Genomic DNA, 21,797 nt, shown 5'->3' with positions numbered 1-21,797 from the left:
CGGCGGCCGGGCTGCGCGTCGAGCGGGACGCGGCGGCCGGGGTCGCCGTGGTCACGCTGGACCGCCCGGAGCGGCACAACGCGCTCGACCTGGCGACGGCGGCCGAACTCGCCGCCTGCTGGCGGGGGTTCCGGTACGACGACACCGTACGGGCGATCGTCGTCACCGGCGCCGGGGAACAAGCTTTCTGCACCGGCATCGACCGCGACGCCGACGTCCCGCAGCCGTCGTCCCCGTACTCGATCGACGATCCGCTCCTGAGCGTCGGCCCCAAGGCCAACGACCTGTGGAAGCCGGTGCTCGCCGCCGTCAACGGCATGGCGTGCGGCGGGGCCTTCTACCTGATCGGCGAGTGCGAGTTCGTGCTCGCCGCTGAGCACGCCACGTTCTTCGACCCGCATACGACGTACGGGATGGTCAGCGCGTACGAGGCCATCGCCATGGCACAGCGGATGCCGTTCGGGGAGGTGGCCCGGATGGCGCTCATGGGGACGGCGGAGCGGGTGTCCGCGCGGCGGGCGTACGAGGTCGGGCTCGTGTCGGAGGTGGTGGCGGGCGGCGGGGCGCGGGACGCCGCCGTGCGGGCCGCCGCGACGATCGCCTCCTTCCCCACGGAGGGGGTGCAGGGCACTGTGCGGGCGGTGTGGTCCGCCAAGGAGGCGGCGCGTTCGCAGGCCATGGCGCAGGCGGGGGCTCTCGTCGCGCTCGGCAACGCGGCGGGGTCCCGGCAGGCGGAGCTGTTCGCCGCGCGGGTGCGGGGCGGGGGGTTCCGGACCCGGTAGGGCCCCGGGGGGCCTCGCCTCGCGGGAGGCACGCATCCGGCGTAGCGTCAAGTTGACGGCCGCCGTCCCGAGCCCCTTCCGTGCCGGGCACGACGGCCGTCCCGCACGCGCGCCAGGACGGCACGGCCCCGCCAGGGCGGCACGGCCCCGCCCGGACGGCACGGCCCCGCCCGGAGCCCGGGGCTAGGGCCTGTCTGACAATTCCCGTCGTCGCCCAGAGGGCGGCCACGCGGCGTCAGGTGCGTGCTCTCGGCGTGCCGGGCGCTGGCCCTCGTACTGGACGTACTTGGGTCTGCGTCCGGTGCGGCGGAGGGGGTACCTCCCTGCTCGAGCGAAGCCGAGAGCTTGGGGGAACGTGCATGGCGTCGCGTGGCAGACGGGAATTGTCAGACAGGCCCTAGCGGGCCGTGGCCGTGCCCCGTTCCGCGTCGAGGGCGTACACACAGCGGTCCTTGCTGCACGCGTACACCACCCCGTCCCGGACGACCGGCGCCCCGGTGATCTCGCCACCGGTGGCGAGCTTCCAGCGGAGGCGGCCGTCGTCGGCCTTGAGGGTGTAGAGGAGGTGGTCGGTGGCGCCGAAGTGGATGCGGCGGTCGGCGACGACGGGCGAACCGACGACCTCGCCCCCGGCCTGGAAGCGCCACTTCGGGGTGCCGGTGACCGCGTCCAGGGTGTAGAGCCCCTTGCCGCTGCCGACGTGGACGTGCCCGTCCGCGACGAGGACGGGGTCGACGGAGGACCGGGACTCGGTGGCGATGCGCCAGCGGTCGCGGCCGTCGGTGGCGTCGAGGGCGTACACGGTGCCGAGATAGTCCGCTAGGTAGACCCCGCCACCGGTCACGGCGGGCCCGGGCGCGAAGGTGGGCGGCGAGAGGAACGCCGCGGGCGCCTCGAAGTGCCAGCGGACGTGCCCGGCGGCGACGTCCACGGCGAGGACCCGGGTACCGGCGGCCACATACACGTACCCGTCCGCCGCCTGGGTGACCCGGACGGGCACACCACCGCAGGACGCGGCGTCGCCGACGGGATAGGACCAGCGCTCGATGCCGGTGCGGGCGTCGACGGCGCGCAGCCGGGCGTCCTTCCACACGTACACGGTGCCGTCGACGATGACGGGCGCGGCCTCGGCCGTCTCGAAGTCGGTCTGGGCGTTCGTGATCTCCCAGAGCTTCTCGCCGTTGGCGGCCTCCCAGCCCTGGACGCCGCCGCCGCGCGTCGCGGTGACGACGGTGCCCCGGTCGGCCTGTAGCGCGTACACCCAGGCGTCGGTCTGGACACGCCACAGGTCGGTGCCGTCGGCGCCGTCGAGGGCGTACAGGGTGGGGCCGTCGGAGGCGTGGACACGGCCGTCCGCGACCGCCATGGACCAGGCGACGTCACGGGTCTTGAAGCTGCGCCGGCCCGTGCTGACGTCCAGGGCGTGCACCTCGAAGGACGTGACGTACACGAGGTTCCCGGCGACGGCGGGCGTGCCCCACACGTCGTTGGACATGCGGAACCGCCAGGGCCGCCAGGAGGCCGGGGCCCCGGCGGCGGCCGGGTCGGTGCCGCCCGCCGCCCGGCCGGTGGGCGCGGCGTGTCCCTGCCGGTCGGGGGCGGGGGCCGGGGCGGGCGCGGGCGCCGACCGGGACCACGACCCGACGAGCCCGGAGTCCACCGGCGGCAGGGCGGCCCGCGCCTCGGCGACCCGCGGCCCGGGACCGATCGGCACCTGGGCCCCGGCGAGCTGCACGGGCCCGGCGTCGGGCGCGCCTAGGGGTGCGTGGAACGGCTGGGACGCCGCGAAGGACGGCGCCTGGGCGGGCACCCCGGGCGGGGCCGCGGCGTGCGAGGGCATGGCGGGCGCGGGAGCGGGCGGGGCGTGGACCGGGGCCTGGCGGGGCGGCGGCGGCACGGCGGACACCGGGCCCGCGGCGCGGCCGCCGCGGCCCCCGGAACCACCACCGGACCCGGACGCGACCCGCGCCGGCGGCCGCCCGCCCCGGCGGGCCTCGATGAGGGCGACGGCCCGCTCGGGCAGCCAGGCGGACGCGGTGCCGCTGTCGTCGCCGTTGCCCTCGGAGGCGAAGAGGTGCGGGGCGAGCTGGGACTGGAGGTCGTTGGGCGTCGGTCTGCGCACGGCCTCCATCTGCATGCAGGACTCGATCAGGGGCCGCAGCTCGTCGGGCAGGCCCTCCAGGTCGGGGCCCTCGCGCAGCAGCATGAAGACGGTCTCGACGGGGTTGGCGCCGTGGAAGGGCGCGTGCCCCGTGGCGGCGAAGACGAGGGTGGAGCCGAGCGAGAAGACATCGCTCGCGCCGGTGACGCTGCGCGAGTCCTTGGCCTGTTCGGGCGACATGTAGGCGGGCGTGCCGACGGCGACGTTGGTCATGGTCAGCCGGGTGTTGGAGACGCCGGACGCGATGCCGAAGTCGATCACGCGGGGGCCGTCCTCGACCACGAGCACATTGGACGGCTTCAGGTCGCGGTGGACGAGTCCCGCGCCGTGGATGGACTCCAGGGCCTCAGCGACGCCCGCGGCCAGCCACCGCACGGCCTGCGTGGGCAGCGGCCCGTGCTCGTTCACTATTTCCTCGAGGGAGGGCGCGGGCACGTACGCCGTGGCGAGCCAGGGCACCGCGGCGCGCGGGTCGGCGTCGACCACGGCCGCCGTGTAGAAGCCGGACACGGCCCGCGCCGCCTCGACCTCGCGCGTGAAGCGGACCCGGAAGAGCTGGTCCTCGGCGAGCTCGGTCCGCACCGTCTTGATCGCCACGCGCCGCCCGGACGCGGAACGCGCGAGATAGACGAGCCCCATGCCACCGGCACCGAGCCGTCCGAGGACCTCGAACGGGCCGATCCGCCGCGGATCGTGCTGCGTCAGTTGGTCCACCACTTGCCTGCCACCTCCCCGTACGCGGCCGCCGCTTGGAGCAGCCCCGTGCAGCGTCTCACCACCGAGCCGCTACGGCGGCACGCACCCTGATTCTTCCTGGCCCGGCCCCCGGTTGCGAACCCGGGGCAACATCGGGCTGTTTCCGGGCAAAGGTGACGTATGGGGACATCAGCCGGAACGTCGGTCCGGCTCCTGAAGGACCGCGAAGGCGGCTCCCTGGTTGTCCACGAGGACGCCGATGCGCCCGTACGGCGTGTCCATCGGCTCGTCGCGCACGCGCCCGCCGAGCCGTCGCGCCGTGGCGAGCGCCGCGTCGCAGTCGGTGACGACGAAGTAGTTGAGGAAGTGCGGGGGCATCTCGGCCGGGAAGGCGTCCGACATGACGGCCCTGCCGCCGATGGCGGTGTCGGACCCCGCCTCGGTCCCCGCGGGCGACCAGACGCGGAAGTCCTCGCCCTCGCCTCCCGGCTCGTCCGCCAGGTCCAGGCTCCCGTAGCCGAAGACGCTCTCGTAGAAGAGGTCCACCTCCGCCGAGCGGGCGTACACCTCGGTCCAGCAGAAGCTGCCGGGCTCGCGCTGTCTGCTGAAGCCCGCGTGCGTGCCCGACTGCCAGAGCCCGAAGACCGCGCCCTCGGGGTCGGCGGCGAGGCCCACCGTCCCGTACGGGCCGACCGGCGTCGGATCCGTGATCATCTGGCCGCCCGCCCCTTTGATACGGGCGGCGAGCGCGGTGGCGTCCGGGGTCGCGAGATAGACGGTCCAGGAGGTGGGCATGCGGCCGTCCGACTTGGGGGCGAGGGCGGCGACGGGCTCACCGTCGAGGAGCGCCAGGGTGTACTGCCTGGACAGCCCGGACGGCACGGACTGCCCGAACTGCCCGAACTGCCCGGACTGCCCGCCCCGCCCGTCCGCGGTGTCCTCGAAGGTCCAGCCGAAGAGCTCGCCGTAGAAGCGCTTGCCGCCCTCGACGTCCGGGAGCATCGCGTCCACCCAGCACGGGACGCCTTCCGCGAAATCCATGAGCCCGTTCCCTCGGTTCGCCGCGGAGGGCCCTCCTGTGGCCTCCGTCACAGCCAAGCTAGCCGCACGTCCCGGCACTCGCAGCACATCGATTCGAACAAGTGGCCTATCGCGACAGGCGCCGACGGCACCCACCCGCGCGGGCCCGGGCGGCACGACCCACCCGCGGCAGCGGTTTCCGGACGGCGCGCGCCCCTCCCGAGCGTCACCCTCCGCACCCCCGTGACACCCCTCCGGCACCCCTCTGGCGCCCCTTCAACCCCATTTGCACTCGGCCGAATCGCGCTCCGATCACCCCTCGGTAAGCTGACGGCATGACAGGACAGGTACGTACCGTCGACGGCCGCGTGGCCGGCCGACGCGGTCAGGCGACACGTCAGAAACTCCTTGAGTGCCTGAGCGAGATGCTCAGCTCATCGCCCTACCGGGACGTCAAAGTCATCGACGTCGCCCGGAAGGCGGGCACTTCACCGGCGACGTTCTACCAGTACTTCCCGGACGTCGAGGGTGCCGTCCTGGAGGTCGCCGAGCAAATGGCCGCCGAGGGCGCCCAGTTGACGCACCTCCTGGAGGGCCGCTCCTGGGTCGGCAAGGCCGGCTGGCAGACCGCACAGGACCTGGTGGAGGGGTTCCTCGACTTCTGGCGGAAGAACGACGCGATCCTGCGGGTCGTCGACCTCGGCGCCGCGGAGGGCGACAAACGGTTCTACAAGATCCGGATGAAGATCCTCAACTCCGTGAACAACTCCCTTACGGACACCGTCAAGGACCTCAAGGCCAAGGGCAAGGTCGACAAGGACGTGAGCCCGGCCGCCCTCGCCGGTTCGCTCGTCGCCATGCTCGCCGCGGTCGCCTCGCACCAGCGCGGTTTCCAGACCTGGGGCGTCAAACAGGCCGAACTGAAGCCGAACCTGGCGATGTTGGTGCATATGGGTGTCACGGGCAAGAAGCCGACGAAGTAGGCACGCGCGGCACCCAAGTCCTGTCACCACGGCCCCTGTCCCCATAACCCCTGTCACCACGGCTCCTGTCCTCATGGCTCCTGTCACCACGGCGGCGGATCACTCCGAGTGATCCGCCGCCGTGTTCTTCGCGGGCCGCTGCTCCGGTGGCCGTCAGACGCCCGCCCCGGCCACCCGGACGGCGGGCTCGCCCCGCTCCCGCGGCTCCGCGCCCCCGCGGGCGCCCGTGCCCGCGAACAACCCGGCGCGTTCGGCCGCGTACGCCCGCAGTTGGTGCACGGGACCGAAGAGCAGCTCGTCACCGGCCGCCCGTTTGACGTACAGATGGGTGTCGTGCTCCCAGGTGAAGCCGATGCCGCCGTGCAGTTGGACGGCCTCGGCGGCGGCGCCGCGCAGGGCGTCGAGCCCCTGGGCGAGCGCGATCCCGCCCACGCGCTCACCCGCACCACCGCCGCCCACGCCTCCCGGAGCTCCGCTGTCCGCCCCGGCCGCTTCCGCCGCCCACGCGGCGTAGTAGGCGGCCGACCGCGCCGCCTGCACCCGTACGTACACATCCGCGAGCCGGTGCTTGACGGCCTGGAAGGAGCCGATGGCGCGCCCGAACTGCTCGCGCTCCTTGACGTAGGTGACGGTGCGGGCGAGGGCGTGGTCGGCGGCGCCGACGGCTTCGGCGGCGAGCAGCGCGGCAGCGCGGTCACCGGCCCGGGCGAGCACGGCGCCGACGCCGTGACCGGCCCCGCCACTGCCGCCCCCCTCCTCCCCCAACAACTCACCCGCCACCTCCCGGAGTTCGAGGCGTGCGCGCGGCCGGGTCTCGTCGAGGGCGGTCCGGCGGACGCGTACGAGGCCGGGGGCGTCGCCGCGGACGAGGAACAGGAGGGTGCGGGAGCGGGCGTAGCCGCCGGTGTGCGCGGCCACGAGGAGCAGCTCCGCGGTGTGCCCGTCGAGCACCTGGTCCACCTGCCCGTACAGCCGCCAGCCGCCGTCCGCGGCCCGCGCCTGTACGCCGCCGGTGAGGCCGCCGCCTGCCCAGCCGCCCCCGTTGTCGCCGGTGAGGCCGAGGGCGGTGGCGAGGGCGGTGCCGGGGACGGCGAGGGCGGCGGTGAGTTCGCCGGCGGCGATGCGGGGGAGGTGGTCCGCGTGCTGGCGCGGGGTGCCGTGGGCGAGCAGGACGGGGGCGGCGAGTCCGGCGGTCGCCAGGAGCGGGGTGGGGGCGAGGGCCCGCCCCAGCTCCTCTACCGCCAGGGCGAGTTCGACCAGGCCGCAGCCGACCCCGCCGTGACGCTCCGGCAGCGCGAGGCCGGGCAGCCCGAGCCGTCCCGCGAGGGCGCTCCACAGTGCGCCGTCGTGCCCGGCGGGGGTGCGCACGGCGGCTTTGACGTCGTCGGGGCCGCAGCGTTCGGTGAGGACCTCGCGCAGGGTGCGGCGGATCTCGTCCTGTTCGGCGGTGCAGGCGGCGTCCATCGTCGGGCTCCTCCCCCGGGGCCTTCGGGTCCCGGATCTGACGGACCGTCACTCCTACTGACGGTCGGACATGCTAGGACGCGTCCCGCCGCTTTCCCAGCCCCGCGACGCCTACCCGCACCCGCCGGACCTGATATACCGTCAGATCCATGACGACGGAGCCGCGCGCGGACCTGTGGCAGCCCCGCGGACCCGCGCCCGAAGCCCACGGAACGACGGCTCCCGCCCACACCTCGGTCCGCCGCCACCACGGCCGTCGAAAAGTCGCCGTCGTAGGGGTGGCGCTGTCGGACTGCGGGCGGGTGGAGGAGGCGACGGCGTACGCGCTGCACGCGCAGGCGGCCCGGCGCGCGCTCGCGGACTCCGGGCTCGGCCGTGAGGTGATCGACGGCATCGCGTCGACGGGGCTCGGGGTGCTCGCGCCCGCGGAGGTCGCGGAGTATCTGGGCCTCAGACCGCGCTGGGTGGACTCGACGTCCGTGGGCGGCGCGACCTGGGAGGTGATGGCGGCGCACGCGGCCGACGCGATCGCGGCAGGGCACGCGAACGCGGTGCTGCTCGTCTACGGCTCCACGGCCCGCGCGGACCTCAGGGCGGGCCGGCGCACGGCGAACCTGTCGTTCGGGGCGGGCGGACCGCTGCAGTTCGAGGTGCCGTACGGGCACACGCTGATCGCCAAGTACGCGATGGCGGCGCGGCGTCACATGCACGAGTACGGCACGACGCTGGAGCAGCTCGCGCAGGTCGCCGTGCAGGCGCGGGCGAACGCGGCGGGCAACCCCGAGGCCATGTACCGCGCCCCGGTCACGGTGGACGACGTCCTGACGGGCCCGATGATCGCGGACCCCTTCACCAAGCTGCACTGCTGCCTGCGCTCCGACGGAGGCTGCGCGGTGCTGCTCGCCGCCGAGGAGTATGTGGCGGACTGCGCGTCCGCGCCGGTGTGGGTGCTCGGGTCCGGCGAGCACGTCTCCCACACGACGATGTCCGAGTGGCAGGACTTCACGGTCTCCCCCGCGGCGGTCAGTGGCCGCCTCGCCTTCGAGCGCGCCGGGGTGGGTCCGGCGGACGTCGACATCGCCGAGATCTATGACGCGTTCACGTACATGACGCTGGTGACCCTGGAGGACCTGGGCTTCTGCGCGAAGGGCGAGGGGGGCGCGTTCGTCGCCGGGGGCCGCCTGCGCCTGGACGGCGAGCTGCCCACGAACACGGACGGCGGCGGGCTCGCGGCGCAGCACCCCGGGATGCGGGGCCTTTTCCTCCTCGTGGAGGCGGTGCGGCAGTTGCGGGGACGGGCCGGGGGGCCTGGGCGCCAGGTGCGCAGGCCCGGGGGGCGGTTGCCGGAGGTGGCGGTGGTTTCGGGGACCGGGGGGTGGTTCTGCTCTTCGGGGACTTTGGTGTTGGGGCGGTAACGCGCGGACCCCCACCCCCACTCCCGAGGGGTCACAGTCCGTTATCACTCGTTGACAGTGCGGCACTCTGTGCAGAAGGCTGCGTGCAACGGCGTGGAATGCACTCCCCGGAGGAGAAGCCGATGGCCCTACGATTCCTCGGGATCTACCCCAACACTCCCGACGACGGCTCACCTACGATCTGGCTCGACGAGGACACCGGAGATCTCATCATCCAGTCCTGGAAGGCCGACGAGACAACGGTCCTCCAGGCACAGAGGGTTGGTTCGATCCCGGGGCACTCCACTGACGTGCCCGGCCATGAAACGGTGATCCGGCTACCGGCCAGCATGCTCCAGTTCATCCCGCGCCCGGAGGTCAACGGTGGCAACAGCGGTACGTGAGCAACTCGCGAGGGCGCGGTACTCGGCGATGCACCTGGAGATGCGCGACAGCTACATGCTCGACGATCCCGAGTTCATCCGCTGGCGGCAGGGTCACCGCGAAGAGCCCGACGACCCGGCCTCGTGGTGGCGCCCGTGGCTCGACGTGGTGCGGGAAGCCACGAAGCGTGGTGTCGTCATGCGGCGCCTACGAGTGGTCTCCGAGCCGATCAGCGACTACATCCGTTACGAGTACGACCTCACGTTCACCAACGTCGCCGCCGGGGAGATCGTCCGCTGGCTGCCCCGTTCGAACGGAAGCGGCTTGTTGCTACCCATCCAGGACGGATGGGTCATGGACGAACGGACCGTGATCCTGCACCACTTCGGAGGTGACGGCCAGTGGACCGGCACCGGCATGGAGACACTCCACGACCCGGCCCTCGCCGAGCAGTACGCAAGTGCCTACGAGGCCGCGTGGGAACGCGCCGTTCCGCACGCGGAGTACCGGCCCGTCTGACCCGCGCCCGTCATGGCAGGCTCCGCATCGTCAAGCGTCCAGAAGGCGCGGAAGGATCTCGCGAACCGGCTCGCTGAGATCCGCAGGGACGCGGGACTGACAGGGCGCGATCTCGCCACCGCCATGGGGTGCTATCCCTCGAAGGTCTCCCGGCTCCAGAACGCCACGACCCCGCCCTCCGCCGCGGACATCCGTGCTTGGTGCTGGGCCTGCGGCGCCGCCGACCAGGCCGCGGACCTGATCGAATCCCTGCGTGCCGTCGAGGGCATGTTCGTCGAGTGGCGGCGGATGGAGCGTGCCGGACTGCGCCGCGCTCAAGAAGACCGGCTGCCTCTGTACGAGCGCACCCGTCGCTTTCGTGCGTACTCGTCCTGGCTCGTGCCCGGCCTGATCCAGACCAGGGCCTACACCACCGCCACCCTGCGCGAAATCCAGCGCCGCCGCGGGCTGCCCGACGACGTGGACGAGGCCACCGAAGCACGGATGGAACGGCAGAAGCTGCTGTACGAGCCCGGACGCACCTTTGCCTTCGTCGTCGAGGAGTCAGTGCTGCGATCCGGTCCCGGGGACGCGGAGGTGATGGTGGGCCAGCTCGGCCACCTGATCACGGTGAGTTCATTGCCGAACGTCAGTGTCGGCGTCGCGCCGACGAGTCCGGGTCGCGGCCGGTGGGCCGCGGAAGGGTTCTGGATCTACGACTCGGCACAAGTCAACGTCGAGTTGGTCTCCGGGTACCTGACCATCACGCACCCCCCCGAGGTCGCGATGTACGCGGAGACGTTCGAGCAGTTCGTCAACAGCGCTCTGTACGGGGTGAAGGCCCGTGCCCTCATGGCAGAGGTTCTGCAAGGGCTCGGGTGAATCCACGTGGAATCCCGTGGAACCTCCTGGAAGCCTCCGAGACCGCGCCGTTACGTTCCGTAGCAGGGGTCCGCTGCTCAGCCAAGAACACTGCTCGGCGTCCCCGCACATCACTTCAGCGGAGGCATACGATGACGAGCTCCCGTCCGCCGACTGCCGACAGCCACATCGCGGAGTGGCTGGCGCAAGCACATCCTGTTCCACCCCGCGCCCACTCGGAGTGGGCGAGTCACGGTGTCGCGCTGTTGCCGCTCGGCGCACGCTTCGACGCGATCCGCGTCCCGGCGAGGCGCATCCACGCCGCTGTCGGCACCGACGAGGACGCCACGGTGACGGAGTCACTGTCCGCGTGGCTGGGCGGCCCCATCGTCCGGGACGTGCGGACGGGCAGCGGCCGGTACTACGTGCTCATTGCCGTCCACGCGTCGTGGAAAGGAGCGGAGGAACGGCTCGGCAGGGGCGTCTACCTGGCGGTACCGCGTGTCGGCGAGCAAGTCTCACCGGTCACGTACTGGTCGGTGCGGCCACAGCGCCGAGGGAGACTGTGCGACCCCGCGCACCTGGCCGCCCTGCTGTCGGCGGCCGAACCCCCTGAGACGCTCGCAGCCGTGAACGAGATCAAGGTTGTGGCCGGGTCCGGGCCGGTGCATCCGGCTGACGAGCTCTACCGGATCCACACCGCCCACCTGTACAACTGCGTGCCGTGCCGCACGGAGGGCGACTGTGCCGAAGGCGCCCGGATGCGCCGGGCCGTGCGGGCCGCGCGGTATGCCGTCGGGGCACCCCCCGGCCCGGAAGTTCAGGTCGAGGGGTGACCCGCGGGCCGGGCAGGGTGGCCGGGACCCCGGGCAGGGGGACTGTTCAGTTCTGGTGGAGTTCGTCGCGGCCCGGGCCGCCGGAGAGCTTGTCGGTGCCGGTGCCGCCCCACAGGACGTCGTCGCCGCTGTTGCCCCACAGCGTGTCGTTGCCCGCGTCGCCGTACAGCTTGTCGTTGCCCTTGCCGCCGTTCAGGACGTCCGCGCCGCCCTTGCCGCGCAGGACGTCGTTGCCGTCCTCGCCGTGCAGGGTGTTCTCCTCGCCGGTGCCGGACAGGGAGTCGTTGCCGGGGCCGCCGAAGCAGTCCTGGCTGCAGCGCGTGATGGTGTCGTTCCCGGCGTCGCCGAACGGGCCGAAGCCCTTCACGCCGCCACCGCCGTCGAGGCGGTCGTCGCCGTCGCCGCCGTGCAGGAGCGCGGACACCGACGCCTTGATGACGTCGTTGCCCTTGCCGCCGTAGACGCCCGCCCAGGCCTGGCTGTCCGGTGCGAGGGTCGCGGTGTCGTTCTTGTCGCCGAGGTCGATGCGGTAGGTGTCGGAGTCGTCCGAGTTCACCGGGATCTCGAACGCGCACCGCACGGCGGTACGGTCACCCGCCTCGGGGTACACACACTCGTCCCACTCCGCCGCGTCGGCGGAGATGGTGATGTCGTACCGGTCGTGGAAGGTGACGATGTAGTACGAGTCGTTCTCGCCGCGGTGCTCGATCGTCTCGTCGACCGTCACCTTGTTCTGCTGGCCGGGCGCCGCCTTGTAGGAGAGCTCGTCGCCCTCGTGGACGACGGAGGCCGAGGCCCGGGCGGCGGCCGGGGCGGTCGGTGCCGCCTGGGCGGTCGACGCCGTTAAGGCGGCCGTGCCGAGGGTCAGGGCGAGGGTGGCGGTGGCTGCGACGGTCCGGTGTATGCGCATGCGGAAGTGACCCCTTCAGGGTGTGCGTGGTTCGTGTCGTGTGCCTGTTGGTGCCGTGGTGCTTGCGGTCATCCAGTTAGACAGGGGGGCCGGGAGCCGCGTTGCCCCGCGGCTCATGAACAGCGGCGGACGGCGCGATGACCGGTACGTGACCGGTGTCGCTGCCCGCGAGAGGGACTCAGGAACGGGCCATGGGACGACAATCACCTCATGACGGCATCCGACTCCACAGCGCCCTCACCCCCCACGCCCCCCACACCTCCCACGGAGTTCCAACGGCTCCTGCGCGCCCAGAAGGTGTGGGACGTCGACCTGCCGGACTTCGACCCGGCGGCAGCCCCACCCGCCCCGGTGGACCTGTTCCACCGCTGGTTCGCCGACGCGGTGGCGGCAGGCCAGCCGGAACCGCACACCATGGCGCTGGCCACGGCCGGTGGGGACGGCGCCCCGGACGTCAGGACGGTGATGCTGCACGACGCCGACGCCGAGGGCTGGCACTTCGCGACGCATGCGACGAGCGCGAAGGGCCGCCAGTTGGCGGCTCGCCCGCAGGCGGCCCTGCACTTCTACTGGCCCAGGCGGGCACGCCAGATCAGGCTGCGCGGCCCCGTACGCACGGCACCGCACAGCGAGGCCCTCGCGGACCTGCACGCCCGGTCGACGGGGGCCCTCGCGGCGGCGCTCGTCGGTCGGCAGAGCGAAGTTCTGACGTCGTACGCGGAATTGACGCGTGCCTCGGACGCGGCATGGGAACGGGCCCGTACAGAACCCGACGCCGACGCGCCGGGCTGGACGCTGTACGTACTGGTGCCGCAGGAGGTGGAATTCTTCCAGGGGGACGCGCGGAGGCGCCATGTGCGGCTGCGTTACCGTGCGACGCCGAACGAGGGCTGGGTGAGGGAGTTGATGTGGCCGTGACGACCCACGAGGAACCCGCGCTGCGCCCGGCGACGCACGCCGACGCGGCGGACGTCGCCCGGATCTGGCACGAGGGCTGGGCCGACGGCCACCTGGGCCACGTACCCGCGGCGCTGCTCGCGGTGCGCACCGCGCACTCGTTCGGGCTGCGGGCGCCGCAGCGGATCACGGACACCGTCGTGGCCGTGGTGGGCGGCGCGGTCGCGGGCTTCGTGATGGTGGTCGACGACGAGGTGGAGCAGGTGTACGTCGCGGCGGACCACCGGGGCACCCGGGTGGCGAAGGCCCTGCTCGCGGCCGCCGAACAGCGGGTGGCGGAGAAGGGGCACACCAGGGCCTGGCTCGCGGTGGTCAACGGCAACACCCGCGCCCGCAGATTCTACGAACGCAACGGCTGGACCGACGAGGGCCTCTTCGAGTACCTGGCGGCGAGCGACAACGGCCCCATCCACGTACCGTGCCACCGCTACGCGAAGCGGGTAGCGGCGGCGGACTGAGCGGAGCGGACACGTGCGTGTGCGTTCAGCCGCCGGGACGCAGGCCGGTGCCGGGGCAGCCGTCCGCCGCGCCGCACCGCCGGAACACCGGCACCGCGAGGCCGTCCGCCTGGGCGCGGAAGGTGACCTCCAGGGGCAGGCCCGGGCGCAGGTCCTGGGCGGGGCCGGGGCCAGGGTCTGGGCCGTCGGGCGGCACGGTGTCGACGAGTTCCGTCATCATGCGCGGGCCCTCGGCCAGGTCGACGACGGCCGCCGTGTAGGGGACGCGGGTCCCGAAGGGCGGCAGGTCGTTCCGGTGGACCACGGACCAGGTGTAGAGGACGGCCCGGCCGCTCGCCCGCTCCCAGGTGACGTCCTCGCTCCAGCAGTACGGGCAGAACTCGCGTGGGTAGTGGTGCGCGCGACCGCAGGCGGGGGCGTGACAGCGGCGGATCAGGAGCCGCCCCTCGGCGGCGGCGTCCCAGTAGACACGGGTGAAGGCATCGGCCTCGGGAAGATCGTGACGCCGGACGCCACGGCCCGGGACGCCCCCCTCCAAAGCCCCCACCCCTGAAGCCCCCGCACCCGAAGCCACAGCCCCCGGAACCCTCCCGCCCGAAGCCCCCGCCTCCGGAACCCCCGCACCCGAGGCCCCGGCCCCGGGAACCCCGCCGTCCGAAACCCCGGCCCCGGAACCCCCTGCACCCGAAGCCCCGGTCCCGGGGACCCCCGGGACCGAAGCCCCGGTCCCGGGAACCCCCGCATCCGAAGGCCCCGCCCCAGGAACCCCCGCACCCGACACCCCCGCACCCCCCGCGAACCAGCCCTTCTCACCCCCGCCCCGCACGCCCCCCGACCACCCCGCCCCGGGCCGGGCGCACGGCGCAGGAAGCTCCTCGTCGTCGCCGGGCCAGATCGTGTTCACGTAGCCGCCTCCCTGGTCGCGCCGCCTCGGCGGCCACACCGAACAGCCCGCTTCCGGGTACGTCGCAGCCGCCACGCGACCCCATTGCTGACGGTTCGTCAGTTCAACGTACCGGGTGGCGTGAGCACAAGACGGGGTGCGCACGCGAACTTTCGCGTGATCGGATCGCAACCGGTTTCGGACTTGTCCGTCATCCATCAAGTGACGGCGTGGTTACTCTCCAGAACATGGCCGACTCCACCACCCCCCGCGCGCACCGCGCCGAGCACCCGGCGACCAAGCGCCCGGCCGACGACCGCCCGGTCTACGTCGTCGGCGGCGGCCCCGGCGGGCTCGCCACCGCGGCCGCCCTGCGCGCCCGCGGCGTACGCGCCGTCGTCCTGGAGAAGTCCGACCGGGTCGGCGCCTCCTGGCGCGCGCACTACGACCGCCTCCGGCTGCACACCACCCGCCGCCTCTCCGGCCTGCCAGGACTCGCGATGCCGCGCTCCTTCGGACGCTGGGTGGCGCGCGACGACGTGGTCCGCTATCTGGAGAAGTACGCCGACTACCACGAGCTTGAGGTCGTCACCGGCGTGGAGGTCTCCCGCCTGGAACGGGCGCCCGACGGCGCGGGCTGGCTCCTTCGCGCCACCGGCGGCCGCGAGCTCACCGGCAGCGCAGTCGTGATCGCCACCGGGTACAACCACACCCCGCGCCTGCCGGACTGGCCGGGACACGAGGCCTACACCGGCGACCTGCTGCACGCGAGCGCCTACCGCGACCCCGCCCCGTACGCGGGCAAGGACGTGCTCGTCGTCGGCGTCGGCAACACCGGCGCGGAGATCGCCGTCGACCTCGTCGAGGGCGGCGCCGCCCGGGTGCGGCTCGCGGTGCGCACGGCGCCGCACATCCTGCGCAGGACCACGGCCGGGTGGCCCGCCCAGCGCTCCGGCATCCTGTGCCGCCGCCTCCCCGTGCCCGTCGTCGACCGCCTGGCGCGCGTGATCGCCAGGGTGAGCGTGCCCGACCTGGCCGCGCAGGGGCTGCCGCGCCCGCGGGCAGGGCTGTACTCCCGGGTCCGCCAGGGCGCCATCCCGGTGCAGGACGTCGGCCTGATCGACGCCGTGCGCGCGGGCCGCGTGGAGCCGGTGGCGGCCGTGGAGTCCTTCGAGCAGGACAAGGTCGTCCTCGCGGACGGCAGCCGCGTCGGCCCGGACGCCGTCATCGCCGCCACCGGCTACCACCGCGCCCTGGAACCGCTGCTCGGCCACCTCGGCGTGCTCGACGCCCGCGGCCACCCCCTGACGCACGGCCCGCGCACCGCCCCCGGCGCACCGGACCTGTACTTCACCGGCTTCACCAACCCCATCAGCGGGATGCTGCGCGAACTGGCCAGGGACGCCGGGCGGATCGCGGCGGCGGTGGCGAAGGCGCAGGCCCGTGCGGGGGCCCGTGGGTGAGGGTGCCGCCCGCCCGCTCCCGCGCCCTACCGACCCGTAGGTAACCGGCCAGTTCGCCACCGCGCCCTTGGCAGCGGCCGGTTTCTGCGGTTCCGTGGTGTTACCGGGCGTACGCATCTGCCGCACCCTCCCCGGGCGACTCCTCCGTACCCCGCGCAACGACCCCCTCGTAACCGGCACGACAACTTCGCCGTATCCGGAACGACAGTTCCTCCGTACCCGGCACGAACAGTTCCTCCGTACCCGGCAGGCACGAAAACTCCTCGTACCCGGAACGACGACTCCTCCGCACCAGGCGCGACGACCTCCCCGCACCGTCGTCGAATGCGCGCAGCCCCATTCCTGACGCAGCGTCAGTTCAGTAATCTGACCGAGTGATCTGACTATGCGTCAGTTTTGTTGCTGTCATGCTGTCACACAGGAGCGGGCGGACCGATGCTTGGATCGACATACGGCACCTTCACCTCCGACCCCCGCCGCGCCCGCGCGGTGGCCTGCGGCAACCTCCCCGCCGCCACCGTCCACGGCCGCGCCGCGGCCGCCGGCGACCTGGACGTCGGCGGCAGGCCGCTGTACGCCGACGTACCCGACCTCGACCGGTTCTTCCGCCCCGAGTCCGTCGCCGTCATCGGCGCGTCGGACGCCGAGGGGCGGCCCAACACGGGCATCACGCGCCGGCTGCTCGCCTGGGCCGAGCGGGTCGGAGCCAGGCTGCACCCCGTGCACCCGACCCGTACCGCCGTCTTCGGCACGCCCTGCGTCAGGTCGGTCAGGGAACTCGCCGAACCGGTCGACCTCGCCGTCCTCCTGGTCGGCGACCCGCTGCCGGTCGTCGAGGAACTGGCCGAGGCCAAGGTGAAGTTCGCGGTCGCCTTCGCCGCCGGGTTCGCGGAGGCCGGTGACGCGGGCGCGGCCGAACAGGAGCGGCTCGCCGCCGCGGCGGCCCGCGCGGGCCTGCGCCTCCTCGGCCCGAACACCAACCTCAACGCCTTCGAGGAGTTCCGTGACGACCTCGAAGGCCCCGCCATCGCGCTGATCACCCAGTCCGGCCACCAGGGCCGCCCGGTCTTCACGCTCCAGGAGCTCGGCGTACGCCTCTCCCACTGGGCCCCGACCGGCAACGAGGCCGACCTGGAGACCGCCGACTTCATCTCGTACTTCGCCGAGCAGCCCGAGGTCGGCGCCATCGCCGCGTATGTGGAGGGGCTGAAGGACGGCCGCGCCTTCCTGCTCGCCGCCGACCGGGCGGCCCGGCGCGGGGTGCCGGTGGTCGCCGTCAAGGTGGGCCGCACCGAGGCCGGGGCGCGCACGGCCGCGTCGCACACCGGGAAGCTGACGGGGGCCGACGCCGTCGTGGACGCGGCGATGCGGCAGTACGGGGTGATACGCGTCGACGGGCTCGACGAACTCCAGGACACCGCGGCCCTGCTTGCGCGGGCGCGCCCGCCGCGGTCCGACGGTGTCGTCGTGTACTCCATCTCCGGCGGCACCGGCGCCCACTTCGCCGACCTGGCCACCGAGGCGGGCCTGCGCCTTCCGACGCTGTCCGCCGCCAAACAGGCCGAACTGCACGACTGGATCCCGCACTACCTGAACGTCGCCAACCCCGTCGACAACGGCGGCCACCCGGTCGGCGACTGGCGCGGCCGGAAGATCATCGACGCGATCCTGGCCGACCCGGACGTCGGCGTCCTCATCTGCCCCATCACGGGGCCCTTCCCGCCGATGAGCGACAGGCTCGCCGAGGACCTGGTGGCGGCGGCCGAGGAGACGGACAAGCTGGTGTGCGTGGTGTGGGGGTCGCCGGTGGGCACCGAGGCCGCGTACCGCGAGACGCTGCTCGGCTCGTCCCGCGTCGCCACCTTCCGTACGTTCGCCAACTGCATCGGCGCCGTCCGCGCGTACGTCGACCACCACCGTTTCACCGCCTCCTACCGCTCCCCCTTCGACGAGGCGCCGCGCACCGTCTCACCGTCCTTCCGCAAGGCGCAGGCGCTGCTGCGGCCCGGGCAGCAGCTCAGCGAACACGCGGCGAAGCAGTTGCTGCGGGCGTACGGGATCCGGGTGCCGCGCGAGCAGTTGGTCACCAGCGCTGCGGCCGCCGTACGCGCTGCGGGCCTGGTCGGCTACCCGGTCGTCATGAAGGCGTCCGGCGCCCACATCGCCCACAAGACCGAGCTCGGCCTTGTCAAGGTCGGCCTCACCTCCGCGAGCCAGGTCCGCGACGCCTACCGGGACCTCACCGACATCGCCCGCTACGAAGGCGTCGACCTCGACGGGGTCCTGGTCTGCCAGTTGGTCGAGCGGGGCGTCGAGATGGTCGTCGGCGTCACCCCCGACCCGCTCTTCGGCCCGACGGTCACGGTCGGCCTCGGCGGTGTACTCGTCGAAGTCCTGCGGGACGTCGCGGTACGGGTGCCTCCGTTCGGCGAGGAGGAGGCCCGCGGGATGGTCGCCTCCTTGCGGGGGCGGGCCCTCCTCGACGGCGTACGGGGGGCCGCCGCCGCCGACGTCGACGCCCTCGTGGAGGTCACCCTGCGCGTCCAGCGCATGGCCCTTGAGCTGGGGGACTCCCTCGCGGAGCTCGACATCAACCCCCTGGTGGTGCTGCCCCGAGGGCAGGGGGCGGTGGCCCTGGACGCCCTGGCCGTCTGCCACTGAGGCCGCGCCCCCAGGGGGGCTCCGCCCCCCGGCCCCCCGCTCCTCAAACGCCGGAGGGGCTATTTCCCCACCCACCCGCCCTTTACCGCCGCCTCGGCCCGGCGAAGGTCTTTCAGCCCGTCCGGCGTTTGAGGACGAGGCACGGAGCGGCCGATAAGGCTGGGGTCCAGGGGGCGCAGCGCCCCTGGTTACGGGAAGGGGCGGGCCTGGGGCGCCCTGCGAGGACCCCGACCACCCACCCACCGAAAGGGACCCCCGTGCCGGACCCCACCCCCACCCTCCTCCACACCCGCGACCACGGCGGCATCTCCTGGATCACCCTCAACCGCCCGGACGTCCTGAACGCCCTCACCCCCACCCAACGCGACCACCTGATCACCCTCCTGGAAGGAGCGACCACCGACCCGGCGGTACGAGCCGTCGTCCTCACAGCCACCGGCAAGGGCTTCTGCACCGGCGCGGACCTCCGCGGCACCGGAGGCACCCCACCCGCCGAACGCCACGCAGGCGATATCTCCCGCACCCTCAAACAGGGCGCCCAACGCCTGATCACCGCGGTCCTGGACTGCGAGAAACCGGTACTCGCGGCGGTGAACGGCACCGCGGCAGGCCTCGGCGCCCACCTGGCCCTGGCCTGCGACCTGATCCTGGCGGCGGAGTCGGCCCGCTTCATCGAGGTGTTCGTACGCAGGGGCCTGGTCCCGGACGGCGGCGGCGCCTATCTGCTGCCCCGCCTGATCGGCCCCCAGCGCGCCAAGGAACTGATGTTCTTCGGCGACGCGCTCGACGCCACGGAGGCGGCCCGCCTGGGCCTGGTCAACCGCGTCGTCCCGGACGCCGACCTGGAGAAGACGACCCGCGCCTGGGCGAACCGCCTGGCCGCGGCCCCCACCCGAGCCCTCGCCCTCACCAAGCAACTCGTCAACGCCTCCCTGGAATCGGACCGCACCACGGCCCTCGCCGCGGAGGCCGCCGCCCAGGAGATCAACATGACGACGGCGGACGCGCAGGAGGGAGTGCAGGCATTCATCGAGCGAAGGCAGCCCGCCTTCCGGGGCGGATGAGCCGTGCGCCCATACCCGGAGCCGCCCCCGGGCCCCCCGGGCCCCCCGGGCCCCCCGGGCCCCCGCGCCCCCGGCCCGCCTCCGAGTCGCCCCTCCCGCCCTTCCGATCTGACGCCCCGTCAGGTTCAATGGACGCATGATGGGACACGCAGGCATGGCGGCCACCGTCGTCAGGTACCTCCGGTCGGTGGGGGCGCCGACCGCCGCCGAGCGGGCGGTCGACGCGCTGCCGCGCCCGCACCTGCGGGCCGTCCGTGAGGACGAGCGCGCGCCGGTCGATACGGCCGAGTTCCGCCGCGTCCTCGGCCACTTCGCGACCGGCGTGACGGTGGTGACGGCGCCCGCGCCGGGGCCCGCGGCAGCCACCACGGCGGACCAGGCCCCGGCCCCGGCCCCGGCTCCGTCCTTGGACCCGGAACCCGGGGGCTCCGGCCCCGCGGGCTTCGCCTGTCAGTCCTTCGCCTCGCTCTCCCTCGATCCGCCCCTGGTCTCCTTCATGGTCGCCAGGACCTCCACCACCTGGCCACGCATCGCCCGCGCCGGGGTCTTCTGCGTGAACGTCCTCGGCGCGGACCAGGGCCCGCTGTGCCGTGCCTTCGCGGTCAGCGGGGCGGACAAGTTCGCGGGGGTCGCGTACGACGCCGCGCCTGTCACCGGGTCGCCGCGGCTCGCGGGGGTCCCGGCCTGGGTCGACTGCACCGTGCACGCCGTGCACACCGGCGGCGACCACCTCATCGTGGTGGGCCGCGTGGAAGCACTCGGCGCCGAGCCGGGGGCGGCGCCGCCGCTGCTCTTCCACCGCGGCGCGTTCGGCGACTTCACGCCCCGCGCGTAACGCTCACGCCGCCGACGCCGGCTGCGGCTTCGGCTCCGGCGCGTTCCGCCGGATCACCAGGGCCATCAGCGCCGCCGCCGCGCACAGCGCCCCGGACGCGTACCAGACCACGTCGTACGACCCGAAGACGTCCCGCGCGACACCGCCGAGGAAGGCGACCACCGCCGCGCCGACCTGGTGCGAAGCGAGGACCCAGCCGAACACGATGGCGCTGTCCGCGCCGTAGTGCTCGCGGCACAGGGCCAGCGTGGGCGGCACCGTCGCCACCCAGTCGAGGCCGTAGAAGACGATGAAGAAGATCATCGGGACGTGCACGGTCGGCGCGAGGAGCATCGGCAGGAAGAGGAGCGAGACGCCCCGCAGGGCGTAGTAGACCGCGAGGAGGCGGCGCGCCTCGAAGCGGTCCGTCAGCCAGCCGGAGGCGACCGTGCCCACGACGTCGAAGACGCCGATGACGGCGAGCAGCGAGGCGGCGGCCGTGATCTGCATGCCGTGGTCGTGCGCGGAGGGCACGAAGTGGGTGCGGATCAGGCCGTTCGTGGAGGCGCCGCAGATCGCGAACGAGCCCGCGAGCAGCCAGAAGGGGCCGGTGCGCGCCGCGTCGAGCAGCACGCGTACGGTTCGGCGCGCGGCGCCCCGCGTCGGTTCCGGCTTCGGTACGAACTCCCCTCCGTACGGGGCGAGTCCCACGTCCGCCGGGTGGTCGCGCAGGAGCAGCCACACGAACGGGACGACCACGAGCGCCGCGAGCGCCACCGTCACCGACGCGGGCCGCCAGCCGTGCTCGGCCACGATCCACGCGCACAACGGCAGGAACACCAGTTGCCCGGAGGCGCCGGCCGCCGTCAGGATGCCGGTGACCAGACCGCGGCGCTCCACGAACCAGCGGTTGGTGACCGTCGCCGAGAAGGCGAGCGCCATCGAGCCCGTGCCGAGGCCGACCAGCAGGCCCCAGTAGAGCATGAGCTGCCAGCTCGCCGTCATCCATACGCTGAGCAGGGCACCGGACGCCACCAGGCCGAGCGCGACCACGACGACCTTGCGGATGCCGAAGCGGTCCATGAGGGCCGCGGCGAACGGCGCGGTCAGGCCGTACAGCGCCATGTCGATGGAGACGGCGAAGCCGATCTCGCCCCGGGACCAGCCGAACTCGTCGTGCAGCGGGTCGATGAGGAGGCCGGGCAGCGAGTTGAAGGCGGCGCCGCCGATGATCGTCACGAAGGCGACCGCGGCGACGAACCAGGCGCGGTGGATGCGGGGCGGGCGCCGCCCCTCGGAGGCCGGTGGCCGGGGCGCCGCTTCCTGCGGCTGGAGCGTCGGGTCCTGCGGCCGGGGCGCCGCTTCCCGCGGCCGGGGCGTCGAGTCCCGCGGTCCGGCTGCCGCGTCCCGCGCCTCCGGCTGTGGTGTCTGCGGTGTCCGTGGTGCCGACGGGTTTGTTGTCTCGCTCACGTCAGACAGCATCCGGGGGCCCGATCATCCTCGACGAG

General features: G+C 73.3%; 19 protein-coding genes. 13 read left to right on the top strand and 6 right to left on the bottom strand.

Annotated features, from left to right (window positions below; genetic code table 11):
• The first annotated feature begins 11 nt into the window (after nt 1–11).
• Nucleotides 12–782, top strand: a complete 771-nt coding sequence (locus IG78_RS0131375) for an enoyl-CoA hydratase/isomerase family protein (protein WP_030569497.1) — start codon at nt 12–14, stop codon at nt 780–782.
• Nucleotides 783–1,179: 397 nt separating this feature from the next.
• Here the strand turns inward: IG78_RS0131375 and afsK are convergent, their stop codons facing one another.
• Together afsK and IG78_RS0131365 are read right to left on the bottom strand one after the other, a co-directional pair.
• Nucleotides 1,180–3,660 carry a protein serine/threonine kinase AfsK gene (gene afsK, locus IG78_RS0131370; protein ID WP_030569494.1) on the bottom strand — a complete coding sequence of 827 codons (2,481 nt, stop codon included), beginning with the start codon at nt 3,658–3,660 and terminating at the stop codon, nt 1,180–1,182.
• Nucleotides 3,661–3,828: 168 nt separating this feature from the next.
• Nucleotides 3,829–4,680: a VOC family protein gene (locus tag IG78_RS0131365; RefSeq protein ID WP_030569489.1), complete on the bottom strand. Its 852-nt coding sequence runs from the start codon at nt 4,678–4,680 to the stop codon at nt 3,829–3,831.
• A gap of 314 nt (nt 4,681–4,994) precedes the next feature.
• Here IG78_RS0131365 and IG78_RS0131360 point away from each other — a divergent pair, with 314 nt between their 5' ends.
• Nucleotides 4,995–5,642, top strand: a complete 648-nt coding sequence (locus tag IG78_RS0131360; RefSeq protein WP_030569486.1) for a TetR family transcriptional regulator — start codon at nt 4,995–4,997, stop codon at nt 5,640–5,642.
• Nucleotides 5,643–5,795: 153 nt separating this feature from the next.
• Here the strand turns inward: IG78_RS0131360 and IG78_RS0131355 are convergent, their stop codons facing one another.
• Nucleotides 5,796–7,106 carry an acyl-CoA dehydrogenase family protein gene (locus IG78_RS0131355; RefSeq protein ID WP_030569483.1) on the bottom strand — a complete coding sequence of 437 codons (1,311 nt, stop codon included), beginning with the start codon at nt 7,104–7,106 and terminating at the stop codon, nt 5,796–5,798.
• A gap of 149 nt (nt 7,107–7,255) precedes the next feature.
• Here IG78_RS0131355 and IG78_RS0131350 point away from each other — a divergent pair, with 149 nt between their 5' ends.
• The 5 genes from IG78_RS0131350 (at nt 7,256) to IG78_RS51760 (ending at nt 11,079) form a co-directional block, all read left to right on the top strand.
• Complete coding sequence (locus IG78_RS0131350; RefSeq protein ID WP_225882365.1) at nt 7,256–8,521, top strand: thiolase C-terminal domain-containing protein; 1,266 nt, start codon at nt 7,256–7,258, stop codon at nt 8,519–8,521.
• 122 nt (nt 8,522–8,643) lie between these two features.
• Entirely contained in the window at nt 8,644–8,904 is a 261-nt protein-coding gene (locus IG78_RS0131345) for a hypothetical protein (protein ID WP_030569476.1), read from the top strand.
• Nucleotides 8,885–9,403 carry a DUF6879 family protein gene (locus IG78_RS0131340; RefSeq protein ID WP_347400160.1) on the top strand — a complete coding sequence of 173 codons (519 nt, stop codon included), beginning with the start codon at nt 8,885–8,887 and terminating at the stop codon, nt 9,401–9,403. The genes IG78_RS0131345 and IG78_RS0131340 overlap by 20 nt, the downstream gene beginning before the upstream one ends.
• Nucleotides 9,404–9,415: 12 nt before the next feature.
• On the top strand, nt 9,416–10,264 hold the full coding sequence (locus IG78_RS0131335; protein WP_030569469.1) for a helix-turn-helix domain-containing protein: 849 nt from the start codon (nt 9,416–9,418) through the stop codon (nt 10,262–10,264).
• A gap of 131 nt (nt 10,265–10,395) precedes the next feature.
• Nucleotides 10,396–11,079, top strand: coding sequence for a hypothetical protein (locus IG78_RS51760; protein ID WP_225882364.1), 684 nt, complete (start codon nt 10,396–10,398; stop codon nt 11,077–11,079).
• 46 nt (nt 11,080–11,125) lie between these two features.
• On the opposite strand, the gene IG78_RS0131325 is transcribed toward IG78_RS51760, so the two are convergent.
• Nucleotides 11,126–11,989, bottom strand: coding sequence for a calcium-binding protein (locus IG78_RS0131325; protein ID WP_030569463.1), 864 nt, complete (start codon nt 11,987–11,989; stop codon nt 11,126–11,128).
• A 210-nt stretch (nt 11,990–12,199) separates the two neighbouring features.
• Here IG78_RS0131325 and IG78_RS0131320 point away from each other — a divergent pair, with 210 nt between their 5' ends.
• Together IG78_RS0131320 and IG78_RS0131315 are read left to right on the top strand one after the other, a co-directional pair.
• Nucleotides 12,200–12,907: a pyridoxal 5'-phosphate synthase gene (locus IG78_RS0131320; RefSeq protein WP_030569459.1), complete on the top strand. Its 708-nt coding sequence runs from the start codon at nt 12,200–12,202 to the stop codon at nt 12,905–12,907.
• Nucleotides 12,904–13,404, top strand: a complete 501-nt coding sequence (locus tag IG78_RS0131315; protein WP_030569457.1) for a GNAT family N-acetyltransferase — start codon at nt 12,904–12,906, stop codon at nt 13,402–13,404. Before IG78_RS0131320 ends, IG78_RS0131315 begins: the two co-directional genes overlap by 4 nt.
• Before the next feature lie 25 nt (nt 13,405–13,429).
• Here the strand turns inward: IG78_RS0131315 and IG78_RS0131310 are convergent, their stop codons facing one another.
• Nucleotides 13,430–13,951 (bottom strand): Zn-ribbon domain-containing OB-fold protein, encoded by a 522-nt coding sequence (locus IG78_RS0131310; RefSeq protein ID WP_051853082.1) that lies wholly within the window; start codon nt 13,949–13,951, stop codon nt 13,430–13,432.
• Nucleotides 13,952–14,535: 584 nt separating this feature from the next.
• Here IG78_RS0131310 and IG78_RS0131305 point away from each other — a divergent pair.
• The 4 genes from IG78_RS0131305 (at nt 14,536) to IG78_RS0131290 (ending at nt 20,310) form a co-directional block, all read left to right on the top strand.
• Complete coding sequence (locus IG78_RS0131305; RefSeq protein WP_030569452.1) at nt 14,536–15,750, top strand: flavin-containing monooxygenase; 1,215 nt, start codon at nt 14,536–14,538, stop codon at nt 15,748–15,750.
• A 435-nt stretch (nt 15,751–16,185) separates the two neighbouring features.
• Nucleotides 16,186–18,411, top strand: a complete 2,226-nt coding sequence (locus IG78_RS0131300; protein WP_030569448.1) for an acetate--CoA ligase family protein — start codon at nt 16,186–16,188, stop codon at nt 18,409–18,411.
• Nucleotides 18,412–18,668: 257 nt separating this feature from the next.
• Nucleotides 18,669–19,475, top strand: a complete 807-nt coding sequence (locus IG78_RS0131295; RefSeq protein WP_030569445.1) for an enoyl-CoA hydratase/isomerase family protein — start codon at nt 18,669–18,671, stop codon at nt 19,473–19,475.
• 136 nt (nt 19,476–19,611) lie between these two features.
• Nucleotides 19,612–20,310 carry a flavin reductase family protein gene (locus IG78_RS0131290; protein ID WP_078965920.1) on the top strand — a complete coding sequence of 233 codons (699 nt, stop codon included), beginning with the start codon at nt 19,612–19,614 and terminating at the stop codon, nt 20,308–20,310.
• 3 nt (nt 20,311–20,313) lie between these two features.
• Here IG78_RS0131290 and IG78_RS0131285 read toward each other — a convergent pair whose 3' ends face one another.
• Nucleotides 20,314–21,771, bottom strand: a complete 1,458-nt coding sequence (locus IG78_RS0131285) for an MFS transporter (protein ID WP_030569439.1) — start codon at nt 21,769–21,771, stop codon at nt 20,314–20,316.
• Between the last annotated feature and the right edge of the window lie 26 nt (nt 21,772–21,797).

It is taken from the genome of Streptomyces aureocirculatus, from assembly GCF_000720475.1.
Lineage (GTDB): Bacteria > Actinomycetota > Actinomycetes > Streptomycetales > Streptomycetaceae > Streptomyces > Streptomyces aureocirculatus.
Note: the sequence above shows the minus strand (reverse complement) of the source record. Positions and strands in the feature narration are given on the sequence as shown.